The sequence below is a fragment of the Curtobacterium sp. 179-B 9B NHS genome (assembly GCF_045370965.1).
Lineage (GTDB): Bacteria > Actinomycetota > Actinomycetes > Actinomycetales > Microbacteriaceae > Curtobacterium.
Map to the genome: position 1 here is coordinate 23,181 of NZ_JBIQDQ010000011.1, position 19,702 is coordinate 42,882.

General features: G+C 70.8%; 21 protein-coding genes. 9 read left to right on the forward strand and 12 right to left on the reverse strand.

Features of this window, described 5'->3' with window-relative positions; translation table 11 throughout:
* Positions 1 to 81 precede the first annotated feature (81 nt).
* The 5 genes from ACH0A8_RS10660 to ACH0A8_RS10680 form a co-directional block, all read right to left on the reverse strand.
* A complete protein-coding gene (locus tag ACH0A8_RS10660; RefSeq protein ID WP_285844895.1) occupies positions 82 to 498 on the reverse strand; it encodes an Imm26 family immunity protein in 417 nt (138 codons plus the stop codon).
* A gap of 97 nt (positions 499 to 595) precedes the next feature.
* A complete protein-coding gene (locus ACH0A8_RS10665) occupies positions 596 to 1,117 on the reverse strand; it encodes a hypothetical protein (protein ID WP_066654081.1) in 522 nt (173 codons plus the stop codon).
* A complete protein-coding gene (locus ACH0A8_RS10670; protein WP_406907182.1) occupies positions 1,056 to 1,922 on the reverse strand; it encodes a hypothetical protein in 867 nt (288 codons plus the stop codon). The genes ACH0A8_RS10665 and ACH0A8_RS10670 overlap by 62 nt, the downstream gene beginning before the upstream one ends.
* A 144-nt stretch (positions 1,923 to 2,066) precedes the next feature.
* Positions 2,067 to 2,516: a SufE family protein gene (locus ACH0A8_RS10675; protein ID WP_209682813.1), complete on the reverse strand. Its 450-nt coding sequence runs from the start codon at positions 2,514 to 2,516 to the stop codon at positions 2,067 to 2,069.
* Complete coding sequence (locus tag ACH0A8_RS10680) at positions 2,513 to 3,424, reverse strand: sulfurtransferase (RefSeq protein WP_251160284.1); 912 nt, start codon at positions 3,422 to 3,424, stop codon at positions 2,513 to 2,515. The genes ACH0A8_RS10675 and ACH0A8_RS10680 overlap by 4 nt, the downstream gene beginning before the upstream one ends.
* A gap of 190 nt (positions 3,425 to 3,614) precedes the next feature.
* Here ACH0A8_RS10680 and zapE point away from each other — a divergent pair, with 190 nt between their 5' ends.
* Together zapE and ACH0A8_RS10690 are read left to right on the forward strand one after the other, a co-directional pair.
* Entirely contained in the window at positions 3,615 to 4,565 is a 951-nt protein-coding gene (gene zapE / locus ACH0A8_RS10685) for a cell division protein ZapE (protein WP_406907205.1), read from the forward strand.
* Between the two features lie 259 nt (positions 4,566 to 4,824).
* Positions 4,825 to 6,099: an ammonium transporter gene (locus ACH0A8_RS10690; protein ID WP_209682810.1), complete on the forward strand. Its 1,275-nt coding sequence runs from the start codon at positions 4,825 to 4,827 to the stop codon at positions 6,097 to 6,099.
* A gap of 201 nt (positions 6,100 to 6,300) precedes the next feature.
* Here the strand turns inward: ACH0A8_RS10690 and ACH0A8_RS10695 are convergent, their stop codons facing one another.
* The gene (locus tag ACH0A8_RS10695; RefSeq protein WP_066654088.1) at positions 6,301 to 7,272 is read right to left on the reverse strand and encodes an aldo/keto reductase; all 972 of its coding nucleotides are present in this window, start codon (positions 7,270 to 7,272) and stop codon (positions 6,301 to 6,303) included.
* A gap of 129 nt (positions 7,273 to 7,401) precedes the next feature.
* Here ACH0A8_RS10695 and ACH0A8_RS10700 point away from each other — a divergent pair, with 129 nt between their 5' ends.
* Together ACH0A8_RS10700 and ACH0A8_RS10705 are read left to right on the forward strand one after the other, a co-directional pair.
* Positions 7,402 to 7,794 carry a ChaB family protein gene (locus tag ACH0A8_RS10700; protein ID WP_209682807.1) on the forward strand — a complete coding sequence of 131 codons (393 nt, stop codon included), beginning with the start codon at positions 7,402 to 7,404 and terminating at the stop codon, positions 7,792 to 7,794.
* A 137-nt stretch (positions 7,795 to 7,931) separates the two neighbouring features.
* The gene (locus ACH0A8_RS10705; RefSeq protein WP_209682805.1) at positions 7,932 to 8,900 is read left to right on the forward strand and encodes a beta-ketoacyl-ACP synthase 3; all 969 of its coding nucleotides are present in this window, start codon (positions 7,932 to 7,934) and stop codon (positions 8,898 to 8,900) included.
* Between the two features lie 122 nt (positions 8,901 to 9,022).
* Here ACH0A8_RS10705 and ACH0A8_RS10710 read toward each other — a convergent pair whose 3' ends face one another.
* The 6 genes from ACH0A8_RS10710 to ACH0A8_RS10735 form a co-directional block, all read right to left on the reverse strand.
* Positions 9,023 to 9,979: a hypothetical protein gene (locus ACH0A8_RS10710; RefSeq protein ID WP_209682803.1), complete on the reverse strand. Its 957-nt coding sequence runs from the start codon at positions 9,977 to 9,979 to the stop codon at positions 9,023 to 9,025.
* An 84-nt stretch (positions 9,980 to 10,063) separates the two neighbouring features.
* Positions 10,064 to 10,603, reverse strand: coding sequence for a hypothetical protein (locus ACH0A8_RS10715; RefSeq protein WP_066654094.1), 540 nt, complete (start codon positions 10,601 to 10,603; stop codon positions 10,064 to 10,066).
* Positions 10,604 to 11,280: 677 nt separating this feature from the next.
* Positions 11,281 to 11,649 carry a flagellar assembly protein FliW gene (gene fliW / locus ACH0A8_RS10720; protein WP_066654096.1) on the reverse strand — a complete coding sequence of 123 codons (369 nt, stop codon included), beginning with the start codon at positions 11,647 to 11,649 and terminating at the stop codon, positions 11,281 to 11,283.
* Complete coding sequence (locus ACH0A8_RS10725) at positions 11,646 to 12,527, reverse strand: flagellin (RefSeq protein ID WP_066654097.1); 882 nt, start codon at positions 12,525 to 12,527, stop codon at positions 11,646 to 11,648. Before ACH0A8_RS10725 ends, fliW begins: the two co-directional genes overlap by 4 nt.
* 2 nt (positions 12,528 to 12,529) lie before the next feature.
* The gene (gene flgK / locus ACH0A8_RS10730; RefSeq protein ID WP_406907183.1) at positions 12,530 to 13,945 is read right to left on the reverse strand and encodes a flagellar hook-associated protein FlgK; all 1,416 of its coding nucleotides are present in this window, start codon (positions 13,943 to 13,945) and stop codon (positions 12,530 to 12,532) included.
* A gap of 7 nt (positions 13,946 to 13,952) precedes the next feature.
* On the reverse strand, positions 13,953 to 14,438 hold the full coding sequence (locus ACH0A8_RS10735; RefSeq protein WP_066654099.1) for a flagellar protein FlgN: 486 nt from the start codon (positions 14,436 to 14,438) through the stop codon (positions 13,953 to 13,955).
* 492 nt (positions 14,439 to 14,930) lie between these two features.
* Here ACH0A8_RS10735 and ACH0A8_RS10740 point away from each other — a divergent pair, with 492 nt between their 5' ends.
* The 5 genes from ACH0A8_RS10740 to ACH0A8_RS10760 all read left to right on the forward strand — a co-directional run bounded on the left by ACH0A8_RS10740 (position 14,931) and on the right by ACH0A8_RS10760 (position 19,376).
* Positions 14,931 to 15,746 carry a sigma-70 family RNA polymerase sigma factor gene (locus ACH0A8_RS10740; RefSeq protein WP_251160276.1) on the forward strand — a complete coding sequence of 272 codons (816 nt, stop codon included), beginning with the start codon at positions 14,931 to 14,933 and terminating at the stop codon, positions 15,744 to 15,746.
* Between the two features lie 121 nt (positions 15,747 to 15,867).
* Positions 15,868 to 17,064, forward strand: a complete 1,197-nt coding sequence (locus ACH0A8_RS10745; protein WP_406907184.1) for a flagellin — start codon at positions 15,868 to 15,870, stop codon at positions 17,062 to 17,064.
* Positions 17,065 to 17,156: 92 nt separating this feature from the next.
* Positions 17,157 to 18,557 (forward strand): flagellar filament capping protein FliD, encoded by a 1,401-nt coding sequence (gene fliD / locus ACH0A8_RS10750; RefSeq protein WP_406907185.1) that lies wholly within the window; start codon positions 17,157 to 17,159, stop codon positions 18,555 to 18,557.
* An 11-nt stretch (positions 18,558 to 18,568) separates the two neighbouring features.
* Positions 18,569 to 19,045, forward strand: coding sequence for a flagellar export chaperone FliS (fliS, locus tag ACH0A8_RS10755; RefSeq protein ID WP_235426581.1), 477 nt, complete (start codon positions 18,569 to 18,571; stop codon positions 19,043 to 19,045).
* A complete protein-coding gene (locus tag ACH0A8_RS10760) occupies positions 19,035 to 19,376 on the forward strand; it encodes a hypothetical protein (protein ID WP_406907186.1) in 342 nt (113 codons plus the stop codon). Before fliS ends, ACH0A8_RS10760 begins: the two co-directional genes overlap by 11 nt.
* Positions 19,377 to 19,702: the final 326 nt, after the last annotated feature.

The following is a 19,702-nucleotide window of genomic DNA, read 5'->3' on the forward strand; positions in this document are numbered from 1 at the left end:
TCCCCGGTCGGTGCCGAACTTCTTCGAAAGCCGGAAGCCAGCGACGGATGCCGTGATGTGCCTGGATGGCTTTCTCCAAGATCAGCGGCGAGTCGATCGCGCGACGGGGAATCTCCTTCGACTCGGATTCTGTCGCATGCCGAACCTCGGAGCCGCTGAATTCGTGATCTTGACGCCATCGAGTTCGGCAGCCCCGTAGGTGAAGGCAGGCAGATACCGCTCAGAGTCGGCGGCAGCGTGTCCGATCATCTCCCACATTCCTGGTCGAAATCGGGAGTCGAAGATCAGCCGGGAAAACAGCGGTTCCGACCCCGTCAGATCGTCGAGTCTGAGCGACGGGTCCTCGTCAGCTCCGAAGATTCGGTCGAGGATGATGACGTAGAGAGCAGATATGTACTCGCTTACGACCTGGCCGGCCGAGCGGCGCTGGTCGTCGACGGGAATCGTGAACACTTCGCCGATGGACACGTCGGAGACGCTCCTCGCATTGTTCAACATCAAGCGACCGATGCTGTGGTGAGCCTTGAAAGCCCTCTCCAGTACCATTGGCGAGGCGATCGCGAGACGTTGACGCTGGCCCCGGTGCAAGCCGAACTCAGTCCGGGAAGAGTTCCGACGATGATGGCATCGGCACCCAGCGCACCTTCTCGAGAGCGGGATTTCTGGGTGCCACACCGGCAGCCATCATCAGGAACTTCTCGATGAGCATGGGCGATCGCGTCGTTCTCGGAGGGATGGTAGCGGCTTCTTCGGCGGTCGCAGCGCGGGTCCTCGTCTCGTCGAAGCTCGTAAGTCGGACGCCCCCGGTTTCTGGCAGCCCCCAGGTGGAAGCGGGCAGATACCGCCGATTGTCGGTCTGCGCCTGGGTGACCACTTCCCACATTCCCGGCCGGAATCGCGCGTCGTGGGTCCAACTGGCCACGATCGGCGGGTGCATCAGCGCGGCGAGCGCATCGGGGATCGCGACCGGATGCCGAACGAGGTGGTCGAAGACAACGACGAAGACCGCACCCTCGCCGACATGCAGAACTTGACCGACATAGGCGCGATCGTCGTCAATCTTCACACTGAAGACGTCGCTGACCCTGACCTCCAGGACGTCCTTCGAAGCACTCAATACGGATCCCCTCCTGCTGCTTGGTAGCGCGCCTCGCGCATCTGGTGTCGTTTGTTCTCGAGCAACCCATCAGGATTGCCCTTGTTGGTCGGACCACCGTGTCCGCCCACGAGGCGTCGTGTCCGTTGTCCGTGAGCCAGTCCTGCACCGCCGTCACGAGGGACTGTGCGTGCAGCGTGCCCCAGCACGTGTTGCACCCCGACTCGTAGTCGGCCAGGGCGTTGCGGAACGACGACACCGCGCCGGACAGGGAGTCGTCGGCACCACGGGTGCTCGAGGCGAACGATCGGAGATCGGCCGGCACCGCCGACGACGTGCCCCCGCTGCCGCCACCGCCCGCCGGGATCGTGCGACTGCGGACCGAGACCGCATCGGCCTGGAGCTGGGGCTCCGGCTCGGGTTCCGGGGGCTTCGGGTCGTCCTCGGCGCCGAACCACGTCGACACCTCGTGCGCGGCACCGACGAAGAAGTTCTCCTCGCGCTCGCGCTTCCGTGCCTCCCACGCCTTGGCGTCGGCCCGTCGTCGGTCCTCCTGCTTCGCCGCCTCGCGCAGCTCGTCGACGAAGCCGACCAGGGACGACAGCGCGTCCGAGAGCTTGCTCGCGCTGCGGGAGGCGATGCCGGCGTTGTCGGCGAACACCTGCGAGAAGTACCCGCGGAACTCGCGTCCCGCGCTCGTCACCGCAGCGGCACGCGTCGCAGTCTGTCCGTTGATCGCGGACGCCAGGTTGCGCGCCGCGGTCGTCAGTGCGTCGGCGTCGCCGTACGAGTACCCCGTTGGATCGTTGCCGTGGACCTTCGCCATGTCGTCTCCCCCCGATGACACCTCGATCTTGGCACGGGAGGAGCGCGGATGACCATCGGAAGAAATGTCGTACGCGACCATCGAACGGACGGGAGGCGCGTGGCGGACCCGCCACGCGCCTCCCGTCCGTCGGTCAGCTCGGTCTCAGGCGGCGACGGCCGCCTGCACCTGCCGCTGCACCCGACCGAGCATGCCCACCATGCCCCGGATCCGCAGCGGGCTGACCGCCTCGGTGAGCCCGAGCGTCAGCGGGTAGTCCACCGGAACCGCCAGGACCTCGGGTGCGGACAACCCGGACAGTCCCTGCGCCAGGATCGACGCGAAGCCACGGGTGGTCGGTGCCTCACGGGGCGCCGTCGCGTGCATCCGGACCACGTCCGGCGCATCACCTTCGGCACCCACGGTGACGGTGATGAAGACGGGGGACTGGCACTCCTCGACCCGCTCGAGCTCGTCCTCGTGCCCCTGCAGCCGCTCGGGCAGCGCGGGGAGCTCGTCGGAGAACTCGAGGAGCAGCTGGAGGCGGTCCTGCTGCGAGAGTTCGAGGAAGTCGTCGCGGATCTCGGCGAGGGGACGGGGGAGTTCGGTGCTCATCGGGTGGGAACGGTACCCGGCTCGGTGCCCGTGGCGATCGGGACGCGCACGGCGCTGCCCCACTCGGTCCACGAACCGTCGTAGTTGCGGACGTTGTCGTAGCCGAGCAGGTGCTGCAGCACGAACCAGGTGTGGCTCGAGCGCTCGCCGATGCGGCAGTAGGCGATGACCTCGTCGGCGCCCCCGATGCCGGCGCCGTCGCGGTAGACGGCGTCCAGTTCCTGCCGGCTCTTGAACGTGCCGTCGGGAGCGGCCGCGGTGGCCCAGGGGATGTTCACGGCGGTCGGGACGTGTCCGGCGCGCAGGGCGCCCTCCTCCGGGTAGTCCGGGGCCGTGGTGCGCTCGCCGGAGTACTCGGGGGCGCTGCGCACGTCGATGAGCGGCTTGCCGAGGTGCTCGAGCACGTCCTCCTTGAAGGCGCGGACCTGTTCGTCGCGGCGCTCCACGACGGGGTACTCGACCGGGGTGACCTCGGTACGGTCGGTCGTGACCGCGCGGTCCTCGGCGATCCACTTCGCCCGGCCACCGTCGAGCAGCCGGACGTCCTCGTGGCCGAACAGCGTGAACACCCAGAGGGCGTACGCGGCCCACCAGTTGTTCTTGTCGCCGTAGATGACGACGGTGGTGTCGCGGCCGATGCCCTTGCCGCCGACGAGCCGGGCGAAGGCCTCGCCGTCGATGTAGTCGCGCTGGACGGGGTCGTTGAGGTCGGTGTGCCAGTCGATCTTCACCGCGCCGGGGACGTGGCCCGTCTCGTAGAGCAGGACGTCCTCGTCGGACTCGACGACCACGAGGTCGGGGGACCCGGTACCGGCGTCGAGCTGCTCCTGGAGCCACTCGGTCGACACCAGGCGCTCGGGGTGGGCGTAGGCGGCGAACTTCTCGGACGGGTCGACCGGTGCGGTCATCGGGGGTACCTCCAGGCTGCGGGACGAGCGGGCGGGCGAGGCATAGGATCGGTCCTCGGTGCCCGCGGGCAACGGTACGCGGACGTACCGACCGCCACCTGCAACGTGACACCGCACGACATGCTTCCCGGAGGGGCCACACTTGCCTGCACACCTCGTCGACCGTGATCCGCAGGTGACGCCGCAGCAGATGGCCGCCGCGCTCGTCCCGCCGCCGCAGTTCGCCGACGCGTCGTTCGCCAGCTACCGGCCGGACCCCGAGTACCCGTCGCAGGCGGCGGTGCGCGACGCGGTCGAGGCCTTCGTCGCGACGCGGCCGGAGCCAGCGCGGCGCGGGCTGTTCGGCCGCCGCCGCGAACCGGTCCAGCCGGCGCGCTCCGGCGTGTACCTCGACGGCGGGTTCGGTGTCGGCAAGACGCACCTGCTCGCCGCGGCCTACCACGCGGAGCCGTCGCGGAAGACGTTCGGCACGTTCATCGAGTACACCGCGCTCGTCGGCGCGCTCGGGTTGCAGGGCACGGTCGACCTGCTCCGTGGGACGTCCCTGGTGTGCATCGACGAGTTCGAGCTCGACGACCCGGGCGACACGATGGTGATGACCCGGCTCATCAAGGAGCTGTCCGAGTCGGGCACGCGTTTCGCGGCGACGTCGAACACCCCGCCCGGTGCGCTGGGCGAGGGCCGGTTCGCCGCGCAGGACTTCCTGCGCGAGATCCAGGCGATGTCCGACCGGTTCGAGACGATGCGGATCGACGGGCTCGACTACCGCCGTCGGGCCGTGGACGAGTCGGCGCGGGTGGTCGGGGACGTCGTCGGTGCACTGCCCGGTGGGGCGACGACGCTCGACGACTTCCGTGCGGTCGTGGACCACCTGGCGACCGTGCACCCGTCGAAGTACGTCGCGCTGGTGGACGGGCTCGACGCCGTCGGGCTGACCGACGTGCAGGCGTTCACCGACCAGACCGACGCACTGCGCTGGGTGGCGCTCGTCGACCGCCTCTACGACGCGCAGGTGCGGATCGTCGCGTCCGGTACGCCGCTCGACCAGGTGTACCCGCAGGCGATGCTCGACGGCGGCTACCGCAAGAAGTACCTGCGGGCCGCGTCGCGCGTGGTCGCGCTGTCCCGCGCGGCCGACTGAGCCACCGTCGGACGGGAGGCCCGTGGCGACACCGCCACGGGCCTCCCGTCCGACGCGCGCGTCCGTCCGGCCCTCGCGGCGTCCCGTCAGCGGTGTCGGACCCGTCATCCGGTGTCCGGAAACACACCGTTCACACGGGAGCCCCACGCGTTACACCCGCGAAACACATCGTGCTCCCTCGCGAAACGTCGCCTCGCCAGACTCGTCAGCACCCGAGGGCGGTCCCGAGAGCCGCACTGCAATCGCGAGAGGTGAACAGATGCTTGATCAGGGCAACACGGCATTCGTGTTGATCATGGCGGCGCTGGTGTTGTTCATGACACCCGGCCTGGCCTTCTTCTACGGCGGCCTGGTGAAGGCCAAGTCCGTCATCAGCATGATGATGATGTCCTTCGGAGCGATCGCCCTGGTCGGCGTCCTCTGGGTGCTCTACGGCTACGCGATCGCCTTCGCGAACCACGGCGAGGGCACGAACGTCGCGGGCATCGTCGGGTTCTTCAGCATCGACTGGAACCAGATCGGCCTCGGCCAGGCGTTCGAGGAGGCCAAGGCCTCGACGATCAACGCTGCGTACCCGTCGATGGCGTTCGTCGGCTTCCAGGCCACCTTCGCGATCATCACCGTCGCCCTGATCTCCGGTGCGATCGCCGACCGCGCGAAGTTCGGCGCGTGGATGATCTTCGCCGGCGTCTGGGTCACCGTCGTCTACTTCCCGGTCGCCTCCTGGGTCTTCAACCTCACCTCGGGCATGTTCGCCACGTGGGGCGTCATCGACTTCGCCGGCGGCACCGCGGTGCACATCAACGCCGGCGCCGCAGGTCTCGCCCTGGCGCTCGTGCTCGGCAAGCGCGTCGGCTTCGCCAAGGGCGCGCACAAGCCGCACAACCCGCCCTTCGTGCTCCTCGGTGCGGCCATCCTCTGGTTCGGCTGGTTCGGCTTCAACGCCGGCTCGGAGGGCGCCGCTGACGGCATCGCCGCCCTCGCCTGGGTGAACACGCTCGCCGCTCCGGCCGCCGCGATCCTCGGGTGGCTCCTCATCGAGAAGCTCAAGGACGGCAAGGCCACCTCCGTCGGTGCCGCCTCGGGTGCCGTCGCCGGTCTCGTCGCGATCACCCCGGCCTGCGCCGCGCTCACCCCGGGCTGGGGCATCCTGCTCGGCTTCCTCGCCGGTGTGGTCTGCTGCTTCGCGATCGACCTCAAGTACAAGCTCGGCTTCGACGACTCGCTCGACGTCGTGGGCGTCCACCTCGTCGGCGGCATCTTCGGCACGCTCTACCTCGGCTTCTTCGCCGACGACACCGGTCTCATCTACTCGGGCTCCTTCGAGCAGCTCGGCAAGCAGGCCGTCGCAGCCGCAGCCGTCCTGGTCTACTCGTTCGTCCTGGCCTTCGTGATCGGCTTCGCCATCGAGAAGACGATCGGCTTCCGCGTGAAGACCGAGGACGAGGTCGCCGGCATCGACACCGCGGTCCACGGTGAAGAGGGCTACGTGCTCTACGAGGAGCGCGACGAGACCCCGGTCGCGGTCCGCTAGACACCGCACCACCCGCATGACGACGGGCCCCGCGCACACAGCAGGCGCGGGGCCCGTCGTCCTGTGCGGTGCCGGTCACAGTGGTCGCGACCACGGCGCGTGGCGCCTGCCACGCACGGGAGGCGCGGTGCGGGGCGGACCCGCACCGCGCCTCCCGTCCGGTGGTCGCGACCACGGCGCCTGGTGCGCCGTGCTGTCAGGTCACCAGGCGTAGTCCTCCGGCGAGGTGTCGTGGCCCGGGAAGATCTCGTCGAGCCGGTCGAGGGCGCGCTGGTCGAGTCGGATGTCGACGGCGCGCACCGCGGACTCCCACTGCTCCATCGTGCGCGGGCCGGTGATCGGCGCCGTCACACCGGGCTGGTGCAGCAGCCACGCCAGGGCCAGCTCGCCCGGGGTGTGACCGAGCTCCTTCGCGAGCGACTCGTACGCGGTGAGCTGGTCGCGGTGTCCCTCGACGTACTCCGCGCTGCGGCCGGACAGGCGCCGGGAGCCGTTCTCGGTCTTCTCGATGACCCCGCCGAGCAGTCCGCCCTGCAACGGCGACCACGGGATGACCCCGAGGCCGTACTCACGGGCGGCGGGCAGGACCTCGCGCTCGACGTCGCGCACGACGAGGTTGTAGATCGACTGCTCGCTCACCAGGCCGAGGCTGCCCCGGCGTACGGCTGCCTCCTGCGCCTGCGCGATGTGCCACCCGGCGAAGTTCGACGATCCGACGTAGAGCACCTTGCCCTGCTGCACGGCGACGTCGATCGCCTGCCAGATCTCGTCCCACGGGGTCGCCCGGTCGACGTGGTGGAACTGGTACAGGTCGACGTGGTCGGTCTGCAGCCGACGGAGGCTCGCGTCGAGCGACTGCCGGATGTTCAGCGCGCTCAGCTTGCCGCCGTTCGGCCAGTCGGTCATCTCGCCGTAGACCTTCGTCGCGAGGACGGTCTTCTCGCGTCGACCGCCGCCCTTCGCGAACCAGCGGCCGATGATCTCCTCGGTGGCACCCTTGCCCACCGAGCCGCCGTAGCCGTTGGCGGTGTCGAAGAAGTTCACGCCGAGCTCGTGCGCCCGGTCCATGATCGCGTGCGAGTCGTCCTCGCTGGTCTCCGGTCCGAAGTTCATCGTGCCGAGCACCGCTCGTGACACCGACAGCCCTGTCCGTCCGAGGTGTGTGTAGTCCATGCCTCCGGTCTACGCGGGTGCGGGTGTGCGAACCAGGCCCTGCGGGTGCCGGTCATGCGCCCGGCGTAGAACGGGACGAGCCGTCCTCCACGGAGCGCGGCCGATGGACCCCACACGGAAGGACGCACCATGCCCGCGAAGGACGAGATCCCCAGCACCCTGCAGCGGTCGCCGGAGCACGCGCAGGACATCTTCGCCGAGACGCTCGACTCGGCGAACGAGACGTACGGTCCGGGAGAGCGCGCACACCGCACCGCCTACGCCGCCGTCAAGCACGAGTACGAGAAGGTCGGCGACCACTGGGAGGAGAAGGACTCCTCCGGTCCGTCGGACTCCGGCGCGGAGGGCACGCGCGGCTCCGGGGAGACCCAGGGCGGCGTCGACGCGAACGCCTCGAAGGCGCACCTGATGGAGGTCGCGAAGCGCCTCGATGTCAGCGGCCGCTCGAAGATGGACAAGGACGAACTCGTCCAGGCGATCAAGCGGGCGAACGACCGGGCGACGGCAGCGGCGCGGCGGTGACCGGACCGGCGACGTTCGCGTGGGGGTGACCGCGCCGGCGACGGCTGCGGTTGCGCGGCGTCCGGACCGGCTGTCGACTCGTTCGTGCATGCTCCGCCCGGCATGCGCCGTGGACCGAGGGGAGTAGCGTGCCGCGGGTGAACACGCCAGCACTCCGTGGCAGCCGGATCCTCGGCTTCGGCCACCACCAACCCGACCGGGTCCTCACCAACGACGAACTGTCGACGATGGTCGACACGAACGACGAGTGGATCACCACCCGCACCGGCATCAGGACCCGCCGGATCGCGGGCCCCGACGACAGCGTCGTGTCGATGGCGATCGAGGCCGGTCGGATGGCCGTCGCCGACGCCGGTCTCGAGCCCTCCGACATCGGGCTCGTGATCGTCGCCTCGACCACGCACCGCGAGCGGTCGCCGTACACGGCCGGACGGGTCGCCGCGGCGCTCGGGATGGCGAACGGTCCGGCACCCATCGACATCAACACGGCGTGCAGCGGCTTCGAGTACGCGATGGCCCTCGCCGACCAGTCGATCCGCGTCGGCGCCTCGGACACCGCCCTCGTGATCGGCTCCGAGACCCTGTCCAGCATCGCCGACTGGACGGACCGCTCGACATGCGTGCTCGTCGGCGACGGTGCCGGAGCCGTGGTGATCGGTGCTGCCGACACCGCGGAGATCGGACCCGTGTCATGGGGGAGCGTGCCGCACCTCAACGAGGCCGTGCTGGTCACGCGCGACCCCGAGTACTTCACGCAGCAGGGTCGGTCGATCTACCGCTGGGCGATCACGGAGGCCGAGGGACACGCCCGCGCGGTCGTCGACGCAGCCGGAGTGACGCTCGACGACATCGGCGTCCTCGCCTTCCACCAGGCGAACCTCCGCATCATCGAGCCGCTGGCCGAGGCACTCGGCGGCGGGGACAAGTACGTCGTGCGGGACGTGGTCGAGTCCGGGAACACCTCGGCCGCGAGCGTGCCGCTCGGGCTGTCGAAGGCGTGGCACCGCGGGGAGCTGCCGGAGGACACCCTGGCGCTGCTGTTCGGCTTCGGCGGGGGCTTCGCGCACGCCGGGCAGGTGGTGCGGACGCCGAAGCGGCGGTCGTGACCCGGTGACGCGCTGACGGAGGCGGCCCGTCGACGGACGCGGACCGCGCACGGATGGGAGGTGCGGTGCACGCTGGCACCGCGCCTCCCGTCCGTCAGCCGCGCGCCGTCAGCCGTGCGACGTCAGCCGCGCTCGCCGCGCCCGTCGGGTGCCTCGCGGTCGTGCTGGGGGTCACGGTGCGGCGTGTCCGCCCAGAGGTCCTCGTCGTCTCGCTCCTTCCGGCGCCACGGCAGCACTCGACGTTCCTTCTCGTCCGTTCGTCCGTCGCCGGCCGCTCGGTCCTTCGCCCCACGGCCGCGCTCCTTCGTCGGCTTCGTCTCGAGGACGACGGTGAAGTGCCGCGGTGGCAGTCCGAAGCCCTCGCGGGACGCCTGGACGACCTTCTTGCCGAGTGCGTGGTTGCCCAGGCCGCCGACGGCCGCGCCGATGCCGAACGGCAGCGCACGGCCGAGGACCGAGGCGCCCTGCCGCGCTGCGAAGCGCTTGATGAACTGGTCGCGGACCTTGCCACCGATGCCGCTCACCACCTGCTTCGGCAGGGAGGCCGTCACCATCTCGCCCCAGAACGCCGAGCGTGCCTGGCCCCCGGTGGCTTGACCGGCGAGCTGCTTGACGAGTTGCGTCCCCGGAGCGCCGAGGATGAGGGCCATCACGAGGGTGCGCGAGCGTTCCGGATCCTCGAGGGCGATGCCGTGCACCTCGGTCACCGACTGCGCGAAGAGTGCCGTGGCTTCGAGGAAGCCGACCGTCTCGGCACCGCTGAGGCCGAGCGCCGCTGCCATGCCGACACCGGGGATCACCGCACTCGCTCCCACGGCAGCGCCACCCGTGGTCACCGCCGTGAGGTACTGCCGCTCGAGGATCTGGATGACCTCGGCGGGGCTCGCATCCGGGTGGCGACGCCGCACGGCGTTCACGTGCGCGACCACCACGGGACGCTGCACGGCGATGACGCGGTCGAGCATCTTGGTCCACCCCGTGGGGTTCTCGGGTGTGGGGGTGCGGTCGTCGCGGGTGTCGGACTGGACCGGGGCGGGCGGCATCGGCACGATCGCCCCGTCGTTGTGCTGTCGGGCCATGACGCAGAACGTACGCCGACGCGGTGGGAGCTCCGCACTCGCAGCATGCCGCGCGCGCCGGCTCGGTGGTCGTGCAGGTCGCCGTCACCGGCACGGCACACCCGCTCGGAGGAGCTTCGCGCGCAAGCGCTCGGGTTCCATCAGGTCGGCCCAGACGACCCGGACGACCGTGCGGACCTCGGGGAACGACCGGATGAAGTCCTCGCGCTGCTTCTCCTGCCAGTGTGCGGCGGCGGCGTCCGCACCGTCGCCGTACTTCGCCCGCCCGTCGACCTCGACGACGACGCCCTGGTCCGGGAACCAGAAGTCGACGACTGCCGTCCGGTCTCCCGCGCGGCTGAAGACGTGCTGCTGGACGGGCTCCGGCGTCCCGAGCAGTCGGAAGCGCACCCGGCACACCGACTCCGCCGGGGAGTCGGACAGCGCCGACCCCATCCCGAGCGCCGCCGCCGCCTTGTCGCGCGCAGTGGCGGACGCCCCTGCTGTCTCCGAGAGCATCGACGAGAGCACCCGACGGCCGTGCAACGCGGCGTCGATGATCGGGAGCGCTGTGCAGAGCGGTTCGGTCGCGGCGATGTCCAGCAGGACGTCGACGAGCGGTTCGACGGCGACGCCAGCGAACATCGACGGGCTGTACGGCGGAGTGCCGTCCCACTTTCCGCGAGGAGCACGCGCGACCAGCGGCCGAAGCCGCTGGTAGGTCGTGGTCTCCGCGCGAGAACGCCGTGGATCCCGCAGTTCCACGCGGTCCGGTGGGGCACCGACGAGGGGGAGCCCGTACGCGAGTGCAGCGCTGCGATGTGCCAGCAGTCTCGGGGGCTGGATGCGGTGTGCGGTGGCGCGCACCAGCAAGAGGTGGTGTTCCTCTGGCAGGAGGTCGGTGATCGCTGCTGGATCGACCAGGACACCGGGCCGGATAGGCCGGAGCTCGCCGCGCTGTGCTCGACGTTGCAGTGCGCGGCGCTCTGCGGAGGGGAAGCGACTCGTCCGGATCAGCGGGACGGCGAGGACTCGTTCGTGCATGTCCGTAAGCGTCGCGCCGTGGACCGGCGAGACCGGCGGGGGAGAGCTGAACTGGGGATGGTGAGCCGGACCTCCCGGCTGTGGAGGAGTGACGGTGGCGAGGAGTGCGACAACGTTGATGTCGTACGACAGCGGATCTGTCGTGTCAGCCGCGAGGGGCCGCGGTCTCGCGAGAAGTACGACGAATCCGTTGTCGTACGACAGCGGGTGAGTCGTACGACAGCGCCAGCCAGCGAGCCCCGCTCCCCGCGCCCGCAGCGTGCGCCAGGGCCGCCGCGCTACCGCCGCGCGAGCTGCGCACGCAGCGGCAGGTCCTGGTCCTCGAGGATGAACTGGGCGCCGACGGCCGTGCGCGCGTGCACGACGACCGGGGCGAGCAGGTTCACCGTCGTGCCGGACGCCCCCGGGTTGGCGACCACGAGGAGCATCGCGTCGGCGGGGTCGGTCAGGCCGATCAGGGCCGCCTGCTCGTCGGTGAGCTCGGGCGCGTAGTCGGGCAGGTGCACCGCGGCGTCGAGCAGGAACAGCCGGGCGTCGTCGCCGTGCAGGGCGAACAGCCCCTCGGCACCCTCGACGGGCTCCAGGGTGAACACGGGTGCCGGCGACAGCCCGAACGGCGGCGTGGGGAAGGTCAGGTCGATGCTCATCGGAGGTAGTCCATCAGGGTCGGCTGCAGGACCTTCGCGGTGACGGCGAGGGCTGCCTGGTAGGTGGTCTGCTGCACCTGCAGGTCGAGGACCGCACCGGCGAGGTCGAGGTCCTCGATGCCGGCGCGACGGGTCTCCAGCGCGACGGACGAGGTCTTCAGCGCGTCCTGCGCCCCCAGTGCCGCCGCGTGCCGCACACCCACGTCGGCCTGCGCCGCACGGAGGGTGCCGAACGCCGCGTCGACGTCGTTGAGCTTCGGGTTCACGTTCACACCGTTCTGCAGGTCGGCGACGATGCCGTCGATCACCGCGAAGGCCGACGTCGCGCCGGAGCCGAACGCCGCGGCCCCCGGGGTGTCGACCCGCACGGTCTGGGCGTCGCCGACGCGTCGGGACACCGCGGTGGTCGCAGCGGCGAAGCCGTCGGCGCTCGTGTAGGCGGTCGCCTCGGTCGAGGAGCCGGCGAAGACCGACCGCGTGCCGTAGGTCGTGTTGGCGGCGGACTCGAGGTCGGCCTTGAGCGCCCGGAACTGCGTGATGAACGCGTCGCGGGCGGTGTCGTCCATCACACCGGAGTTCGCGGCCTGCACGGTCAGGTCCCGCACCGTCGTCAGCACCGCGTGGGCGCCGGACAGGGCACTGTCGGTCGTCGCGAGCCAGCCCACCGCGTCGTTCGCGTTGCGCGTGTACTGCGCGGCGGCGGCCTGCTCCTTCCGCACCTGCATCGACGAGCCGGTGCCGACCGGGTCGTCCGACGGCTTCGCGATCGCCTGCAGCGTGGTGGCGCGCTGCGTGGCGTCGGCGACGCGGGCGGCGTTCGCCTGCAGCCGCTCCGTCGCGGCCGTGATCGACATCTGGGTGGTCACACGGGTGATCACGGTCAGCCCCTCCCGACGAGTCCGACGCGGTTGATGAGCGTGTCGAGCATCTCGTCGACCGCGGTGAGGACGCGCGCTGCGCCCTGGTAGGCGTGCTGGTAGCTGAGCAGGTTGACGTTCTCCTCGTCGAGGTCCACGCCGGCGCCGGACTGCTGCTGCGTGCGCGCGCTGGTGAGGGCGAGTCCGGTGAGCGTCGCCTCCGACGAGGCCGTCCGGGAGGCGCTGCCCACCCCCGCCACGAAGCTCGCCCAGGTGCGGTCCGCACCCCCGGCGACCGTACCGAGTCGCGAGAGCGTGTCGGCGAACGAGTCGTCGAGTTGCCCCGCCGCGTTCCGCGTCGCCAGCCCGTCGCCGTCGGTCGGGACGACCGAGAGGCCCTGCGCGGCCGGGGTGCCCGCGGCGAGGGCGAAGAACGGCGCTCCGGTGGCACCCGAGGGCGTGGTGCCCTTCGCGTGCTCGGTGTTCACGGTCTCGGCGAGTCGGGTCGCGACCCGGTCGTACGCGGCTGACGCCTCGGCGATGGCGCCGCCCGTGCCGCCGGCAGCGGGGGCGAGGAGTGCGAGCGCGCCACCGATCGAGCCGCCGCCGAGCGTCACCGAGCCGGCACTGCCCGAGGTCCAGCGGAGGGACACGGCAGCGCCGTCGCCCAGACGCGCGCCGCCCTCGAGCGCGACGGTGCGGACGGTGTCGCCCTGCACGAGCGGGTTGCCGCCGAGGAGGACGTCGACGGTGCCGTCGGAGTTCGTCCGGACCGTGCCACCGGCGAGTCCCGCGATCTGCTGCGTGAGCCGGTCGCGCTGGTCCTGCAGTTCGTTCGCGCTGCCACCGGCGGCGAGGGCCGACCGGATCTGCACGTTCAGCCCGGCGACCTGCTCCGCCGCGGCGTTGAGCTGGTCGACCTGGGTCGCGGCCGTCGAACGGACCGTCGCCCACTGCGTGTCGAGCGCCCTCGAGCCGGTGGCGAGGGCGGTCGCGACGGTGGTCGCGGCGGCGATCACGGACGAGGCGGCGCCCGCGTCGTCGGGGTGCGCGGCGAGGTCGCCCCACGCGGACCAGAAGACGTCGAGCTGTGCCGACAGACCGTTCTTCCCGGGCTCGTGCAGGCCGTCCTCGATCGCCGAGAGCCCGGTCGCGCGGGTCTGTGCCCAGGCCGACGAGCCGGTCGCCGCGCGGAGGCCGGCGTCGAGCGTCAGGGAGCCGAGGCGTGCGATGCCGTCGACGGAGACGCCCTGCCCGGCGAGGGCAGCGGTGCCGTGCACGAAACCGGTCTGCACGGCGGGGACCGACGACTGCGTGACGCGCTGGCGCGTGTACCCGGCGGTGCCGGCGTTGGCGATGTTCTGCCCGGTGACGTCGATGCCGGCGCGTGCCGCAGTCAGGCCGGAGTAGGCGGTCGCGAGGGATCCGAAGGTGCTCACCACGGTGCTACAGGGTCCCCTCGAACAGGCGTGCGCCGTCGGGACGGGAGCCGGAGCTGCCCGAGGCGTCGTACGTGGACGCGTCGCCGACCGAGCCGGCGAGGGTCTCCTCGGTGGCCTGGGCAGCCGTCCGGAGGAAGCGGTCGTTCTCGTCGCGGAGCGCGCCGATGTGCGTCGTCAGCTCGACCATCGCGGCGAGGTGCGTCGCGAGGATCTCGCCCCAGGGGCCGTTCGGCGCGGCGGCGACCACGTCGCGCAGGGGAGCGTCGGGGTCGACACCCCACTCCTCGGCGACGGCGGCACTCGACGCGGCGCGCTCGAGCCCGGTGCTGCGGAGCCGTTCGAGGACCTGCTCGACCTCGCGGCTGGCGTGCGACACCCAGCGGGAGCGCCCGGCGGCGAGCAGGAGCTGCTCCTCCTCGAGCTTGAACGTGAGCAGTTCGAGCAGTTCGCGCTCGCGCCAGAGGACGGCGGACAGGTCGTTCACGCTCATGGCTCCTCCCGGTTCGGGATCGGTGTCGGCGACCAGCGGGTCGTGCCGGTCCGCCTTCCGGTGGACAGCGGGGACTATCGACGCCGGGCGGTCCGTCGTAAGCGGACCGCGGCGGTGGACGCGAGCACGAGGCGGGCCGGTGCTGCTCGGCGGAGCGGTGCTGCGCCTCCCGGCCGTGCGCTCCCGGGGGACGCACCGTCACCCAGACCGGGGGACAGAACCGGCGGTTCGTGCCGGTTTGTCCGCCGAAGTGCGGACCGCTGGAACCCCGCGTCCCCCCGCACTGGGGACGTTCACAGCCTGCACCGGTCACTTCCCAGCCGATACATTCGAACCGCACCGCGGGGGACACTCCCGCACCGCGTCGCAGGGGCGCGGGTGCACCGCCCGGAGGGAACCGGGTGGTTCTTCGTCGACCGCACCGGCCTCCCGAGGGCCGGTGTCCGTCGCGCCCACGGACGGGTCAATCAGCACGTCGACCAGGGGAAGCCAATGGACCGGAACGCACGCAACGCGATGATCGTGGAGCACCTGCCGCTCGTCGGCTACATCGTGTCGGACGTCCGTGCGCGGGCCACCCACCTCGACCGTGACGACCTGGCTGCCGTGGGCTCGCTCGCACTCGTCGCCGCCGCCGAGGCCTTCGACCCGGAGCTCGGCGTGCCCTTCGGCGCCTACGCCCGAACCCGGATCACCGGTGCGCTCGCCGACGACATGCGCTCGTCCGACTGGGCGTCGCGCGGCACCCGGAAGCGCATCCGCGAGACCCTCGCGACGCAGGAGGCCCTGTCCGCCCGACTCGGTCGCTCGGTCGGCGTGCAGGAGATCGCCGACGCGATGGGCGTCGACCGCCAGACGGCAGCCGACGCCATGTCCGACGCCGCCCGGACGGTCGGCACGATCGACGAGACCGTGCACGACGTCATCGCGTCCGAGGACCCGCTGCCCGGTGAGGACCTGCTCGAGGCCGAGAAGCGCCGCTACCTGCGCGCCGCCGTCGCCGCGCTGCCCGACCGGATGCGCTACGTCGTCGAGAACGTCTACTTCGGCGACCGCTCGGTCACCGAGGTCGCGGCCGAGCTCGGGATCACGCACTCCGCGGTGTCGCAGCAGCGGTCCGAGGCGATGCGGCTCCTGCGGGACGGCCTCGCCGAGCACTACGGCGACGGCACCGCGGTCGAGCCGGTGTCGCGCACGACCGCCGCGCGGCGCAGTGCGTACCTGGCGCGGGTCGCGGCGAACGCCGCTGCCGGGGTCGCCAGGGCCGTGCAGGACGCGTCGGTGCCGACGGTCGTCGCAGCCAGCTGATCTTCGGCGAGGAGATTTCCTCGCCGACACCTAACGACCTCGGCGGACCTGCCGAGAGTCACGGATGTCAGCCCATGGACGGGCAGACACCACCACCCAAGGATTCACGGAGGAAACCACCATGGGTATGTCCATCAACACCAACCTCTCGGCACTCAACACGTACCGGAACCTCAACGCGACGCAGAACGACCTGTCGAAGTCCCTCGAGAAGCTCTCGACGGGTCTCCGCATCAACCGCGCCGCTGACGATGCTGCCGGTCTGACGATCTCCGAGGGACTCAAGTCGCAGGTCGGTGGCCTCACGGTCGCCGCCCGCAACGCGCAGGACGGCATCTCCGTCGTGCAGACCGCTGAAGGTGGCCTCACCGAGACCCACTCGATCCTCCAGCGCATGCGCGACCTGGCCGTGCAGGCGGGTAACGATTCGAACAACGGCACTTCGCGGGACGCGATCAAGACCGAGGTCGGCGAGCTCCAGAAGGAGCTCACCCGTATCTCGTCCTCGACCAACTTCAACGGACTCAACCTGCTCGACGGGTCGAACTCTTCGATGAAGTTCCAGGTCGGCGCGAACGGCGATGAGAGCAGCCAGATCACGGTCGACCTGTCGAAGGCCGATGTCTCCAAGGTGGTGGCCGGCCTCGGCGCGACCACGACCTCGGGGTCGAAGTTCACCCTCGCCACAGGCAAGACCGTTGCCGATCTCCCGACGAGCGCTCTGGAGTTCACGTCCACGGTCGGTACCGCGGGTGGCACTCAGGACGTCTCGAAGGTCACCACCGGCACGCTGACGGCACCCACGGGCGGCTTCACGTCGGTCGACCAGTACGTGTCCGCACTCAACAAGGACGCGAACTTCTCGGCCAACTTCACGGCGACGTCGACGAAGGACGCTAACGGTGCGACCACCGGCTTCACCGTCGAGGCTCGCAACGGCGGCGTCGTCGCGACCACGAGTCCGGCGGGCGCGACCGACACGACCCTCGTCGGCTCGGGTGGCGTGGCGACCACTGGTCTGCAGTTCGACTCGGCCGACCACGCCCAGGACGCGATCAAGAAGATCGACGAGCAGATCAAGGTCGTCTCCGAGGCCCGCTCGACCCTCGGTGCCATCCAGAACCGCTTCGACCACGCGATCAACGTGACGAACGTGGCCAAGGAGAACCTCACCGCGGCGCAGTCCCGCATCACCGACGTCGACATGGCGCAGGAGATGGTCAAGTACACCCGCGACAACATCCTGAGCCAGGCCGGCACCTCGATGCTCGCGCAGGCGAACCAGAGCACCCAGGGCGTGCTCTCGCTCCTCCGCTAGCACCACCGACGCCGTCGTCCGGAGGAGTTCGAGTCCTCCGGACGGCGGCGTCACCACATCCACGACCACCCCCGACGACAGGGAGCCCCGCGATGTCGACGTCGTCCGTCTCGGGCAACAGTCTCGCGATCGACGGTCTGGTCAGCGGTCTCAAGACCTCCGACCTGATCAACTCGCTGATGACCATCGAGCAGGTCCCGCAGACCCTGCTCAAGAACAAGCTCACCGACACCAACTCGTTCGTGTCGTCGCTGCAGACGATCAACTCGCTCGTGCAGACCCTCGCGACGAAGGCCGGCGACGCCGCCAAGGCCACGTCGCTCGACGTCTACGGCGCCACGAGCTCGTCGACCGGTGTGACCGTCGCGACCGACGCCACGGCCTCGGCCGGCTCCGTCAGCTTCCAGGTCGGGTCGACCGCGGCGGCACACGTCGGCGTCACCGCCGCGATGTCGACATGGGCGTCCGGCGCCGAGCCGCTCACGCTCGTCGGCGCCGACGGGAAGAAGACCACCGTCACACCGGCCTCGGGTTCGCTCGACGACGCGGTCACCGCGATCAACAAGGCCGGCGCCGGTGTGACCGCGACGAAGGTCGCCGCCGGGACCGACACCGACGGCACGAAGCTCTACCGCCTGCAGCTCAGCGCGACGAAGACCGGCGCAGCGGCCTCCTTCACGCTCTACCGCGGCTCGTCCGACGACGTGACGGCCGGTACCGCGACGAACGTCTTCACCCAGCCGGGGGCCGCCGTCGTCACGCAGGGCAAGGACGCGAGCGTCACACTCTGGGCGGGGACCGCCGCCGCGCAGACGGTCACGAGCGCCACGAACACGTTCGACGACCTGCTGCCGGGGCTCGACGTCACGGTCACGCAGACCACGACCGACCCGGTGACCGTCACGGTCGCGCAGGACACCACGAAGGCCCAGGCCGTCGCGTCCGGACTCGTCGACGCGCTCAACGCGATCAACTCGTACTACGCCACGAACACGGCGGTGACGAGCACCACGAGTCCGACCACCGGCACCACGTCGACGAAGGCCGGGGTCCTGACCGGGGACGGCACGACCCGCGACGCGGTACAGCGCCTCACCACGACGATGTCGACGCCGGTCAACGGGAAGTCGCCGTCGTCCATCGGCATCGTCATCCAGAAGGACGGCACCTTCAGCTTCGACGCCGCGGTCTTCCAGAAGGCCCTGGCGGACGACCCGCAGGGCACCCAGGCCATGCTGTCCGGCGTCGCGACGAACGTCGGCGCCGCGGCGACGGCCGCGTCGGACAAGTACACGGGGTCGATCACGACCTCGATCACCGGGCAGCAGTCGGTCGCGAAGGACCTGACGACGCAGATCGACAACTGGTCGGACCGGCTCACCGCACGACGGGCGACGCTGCAGGCGCAGTACTCCGCCCTCGAGACCAGCCTCAGCAAGCTCCAGTCCCAGTCGGCGTGGCTCTCCAGCCAGCTGGCATCGACGTCGAAGTGACGGGAACGACCATGAACGCCTTCGACCTGCAGTCCGCCGCCTTCCGTCAGGCCGCACAGCCCCGCACGGTGACCGACCAGCGCCGAGCGCAGTACACGAACGAGGCCGTGCTCTCGGCGACACCCGCACAGCTCGTCACGATGCTCTACGACCGGCTGCTCCTCGACCTGCACCGCGCCGAAGCCGCGCAGACGACGTCCGACTGGGAGGCCGCGCGCGAGCAGCTGCTGCACGCCCAGGCCATCGTCGGCGAGCTGTCGTCGACGCTCCGCATCGACGTGTGGGACGGCGGCGAGGGGCTCCTCGCGATCTACAACTACGCGTCGACGTCGTTGATCACCGCGAACGTGCACCGCGACGTGCAGGCGACGCGCGACTGCATCCGGATCCTGGAGCCGCTGCGCCAGTCGTGGCACGAGGCCGCCGCGGCCCTCCCGACGACCCAGGCGCCGCAGGTCGGCACCGGGGGAGCGCTCGGTGTCGCCTGACCCGCACCCCACCCCCGCCGCTGAGACCGCCGACGGTGCGTGGGCCGCGGTGCTCGACGCCCTCGAGCACGAGCTGACCACGATCGACGTGACCACGGACGGCACCGCAGCGATCGTCCTCGACGCGACCCCGTGGGTCGTCCCGACCACGCTCGGACCGGTGCCGCGCGCGCTGGTGGGTCGTGCCTCCCGGCTGCTGGCCGCGCAGCGCGACCGGATGTCGACGCTCGAGACCGAGCGGCGGCAGACCCTGGAGCACCTCGGCGCGCTCCGTCAGGTCGCGGCGACGGACGAGCCGCGCGGCTCCGTGTACCTGGACGCCTCCGCCTGAGGCGCGCCTGCTCGAGCGAGCACGACGACAGATGCGTCGTCGCACGACAGCGGTTCCGTCGTGTGGGTCGTGGGTCGTCGCGCACCTCCGGGCGAGACGACAGATGCGTCGCCGGACGACAGCGGCTTCGTCGCACCACAGCGGAGCACGCGACGAGTGTTCGACGAGCTCCGCCGCCGCAGCCAGCCCCCGCCCCCCGTTCGGGGCGAGCCCTAACGTCCCCAGCGCCGCCGCCGACAGCGCCCTCCGAGCACGGATCGCTCACTCGTTCGGCCACGGATCGGCCACCGCCAATCGGCGACGTCGCACGACGTCGCACACCGAGG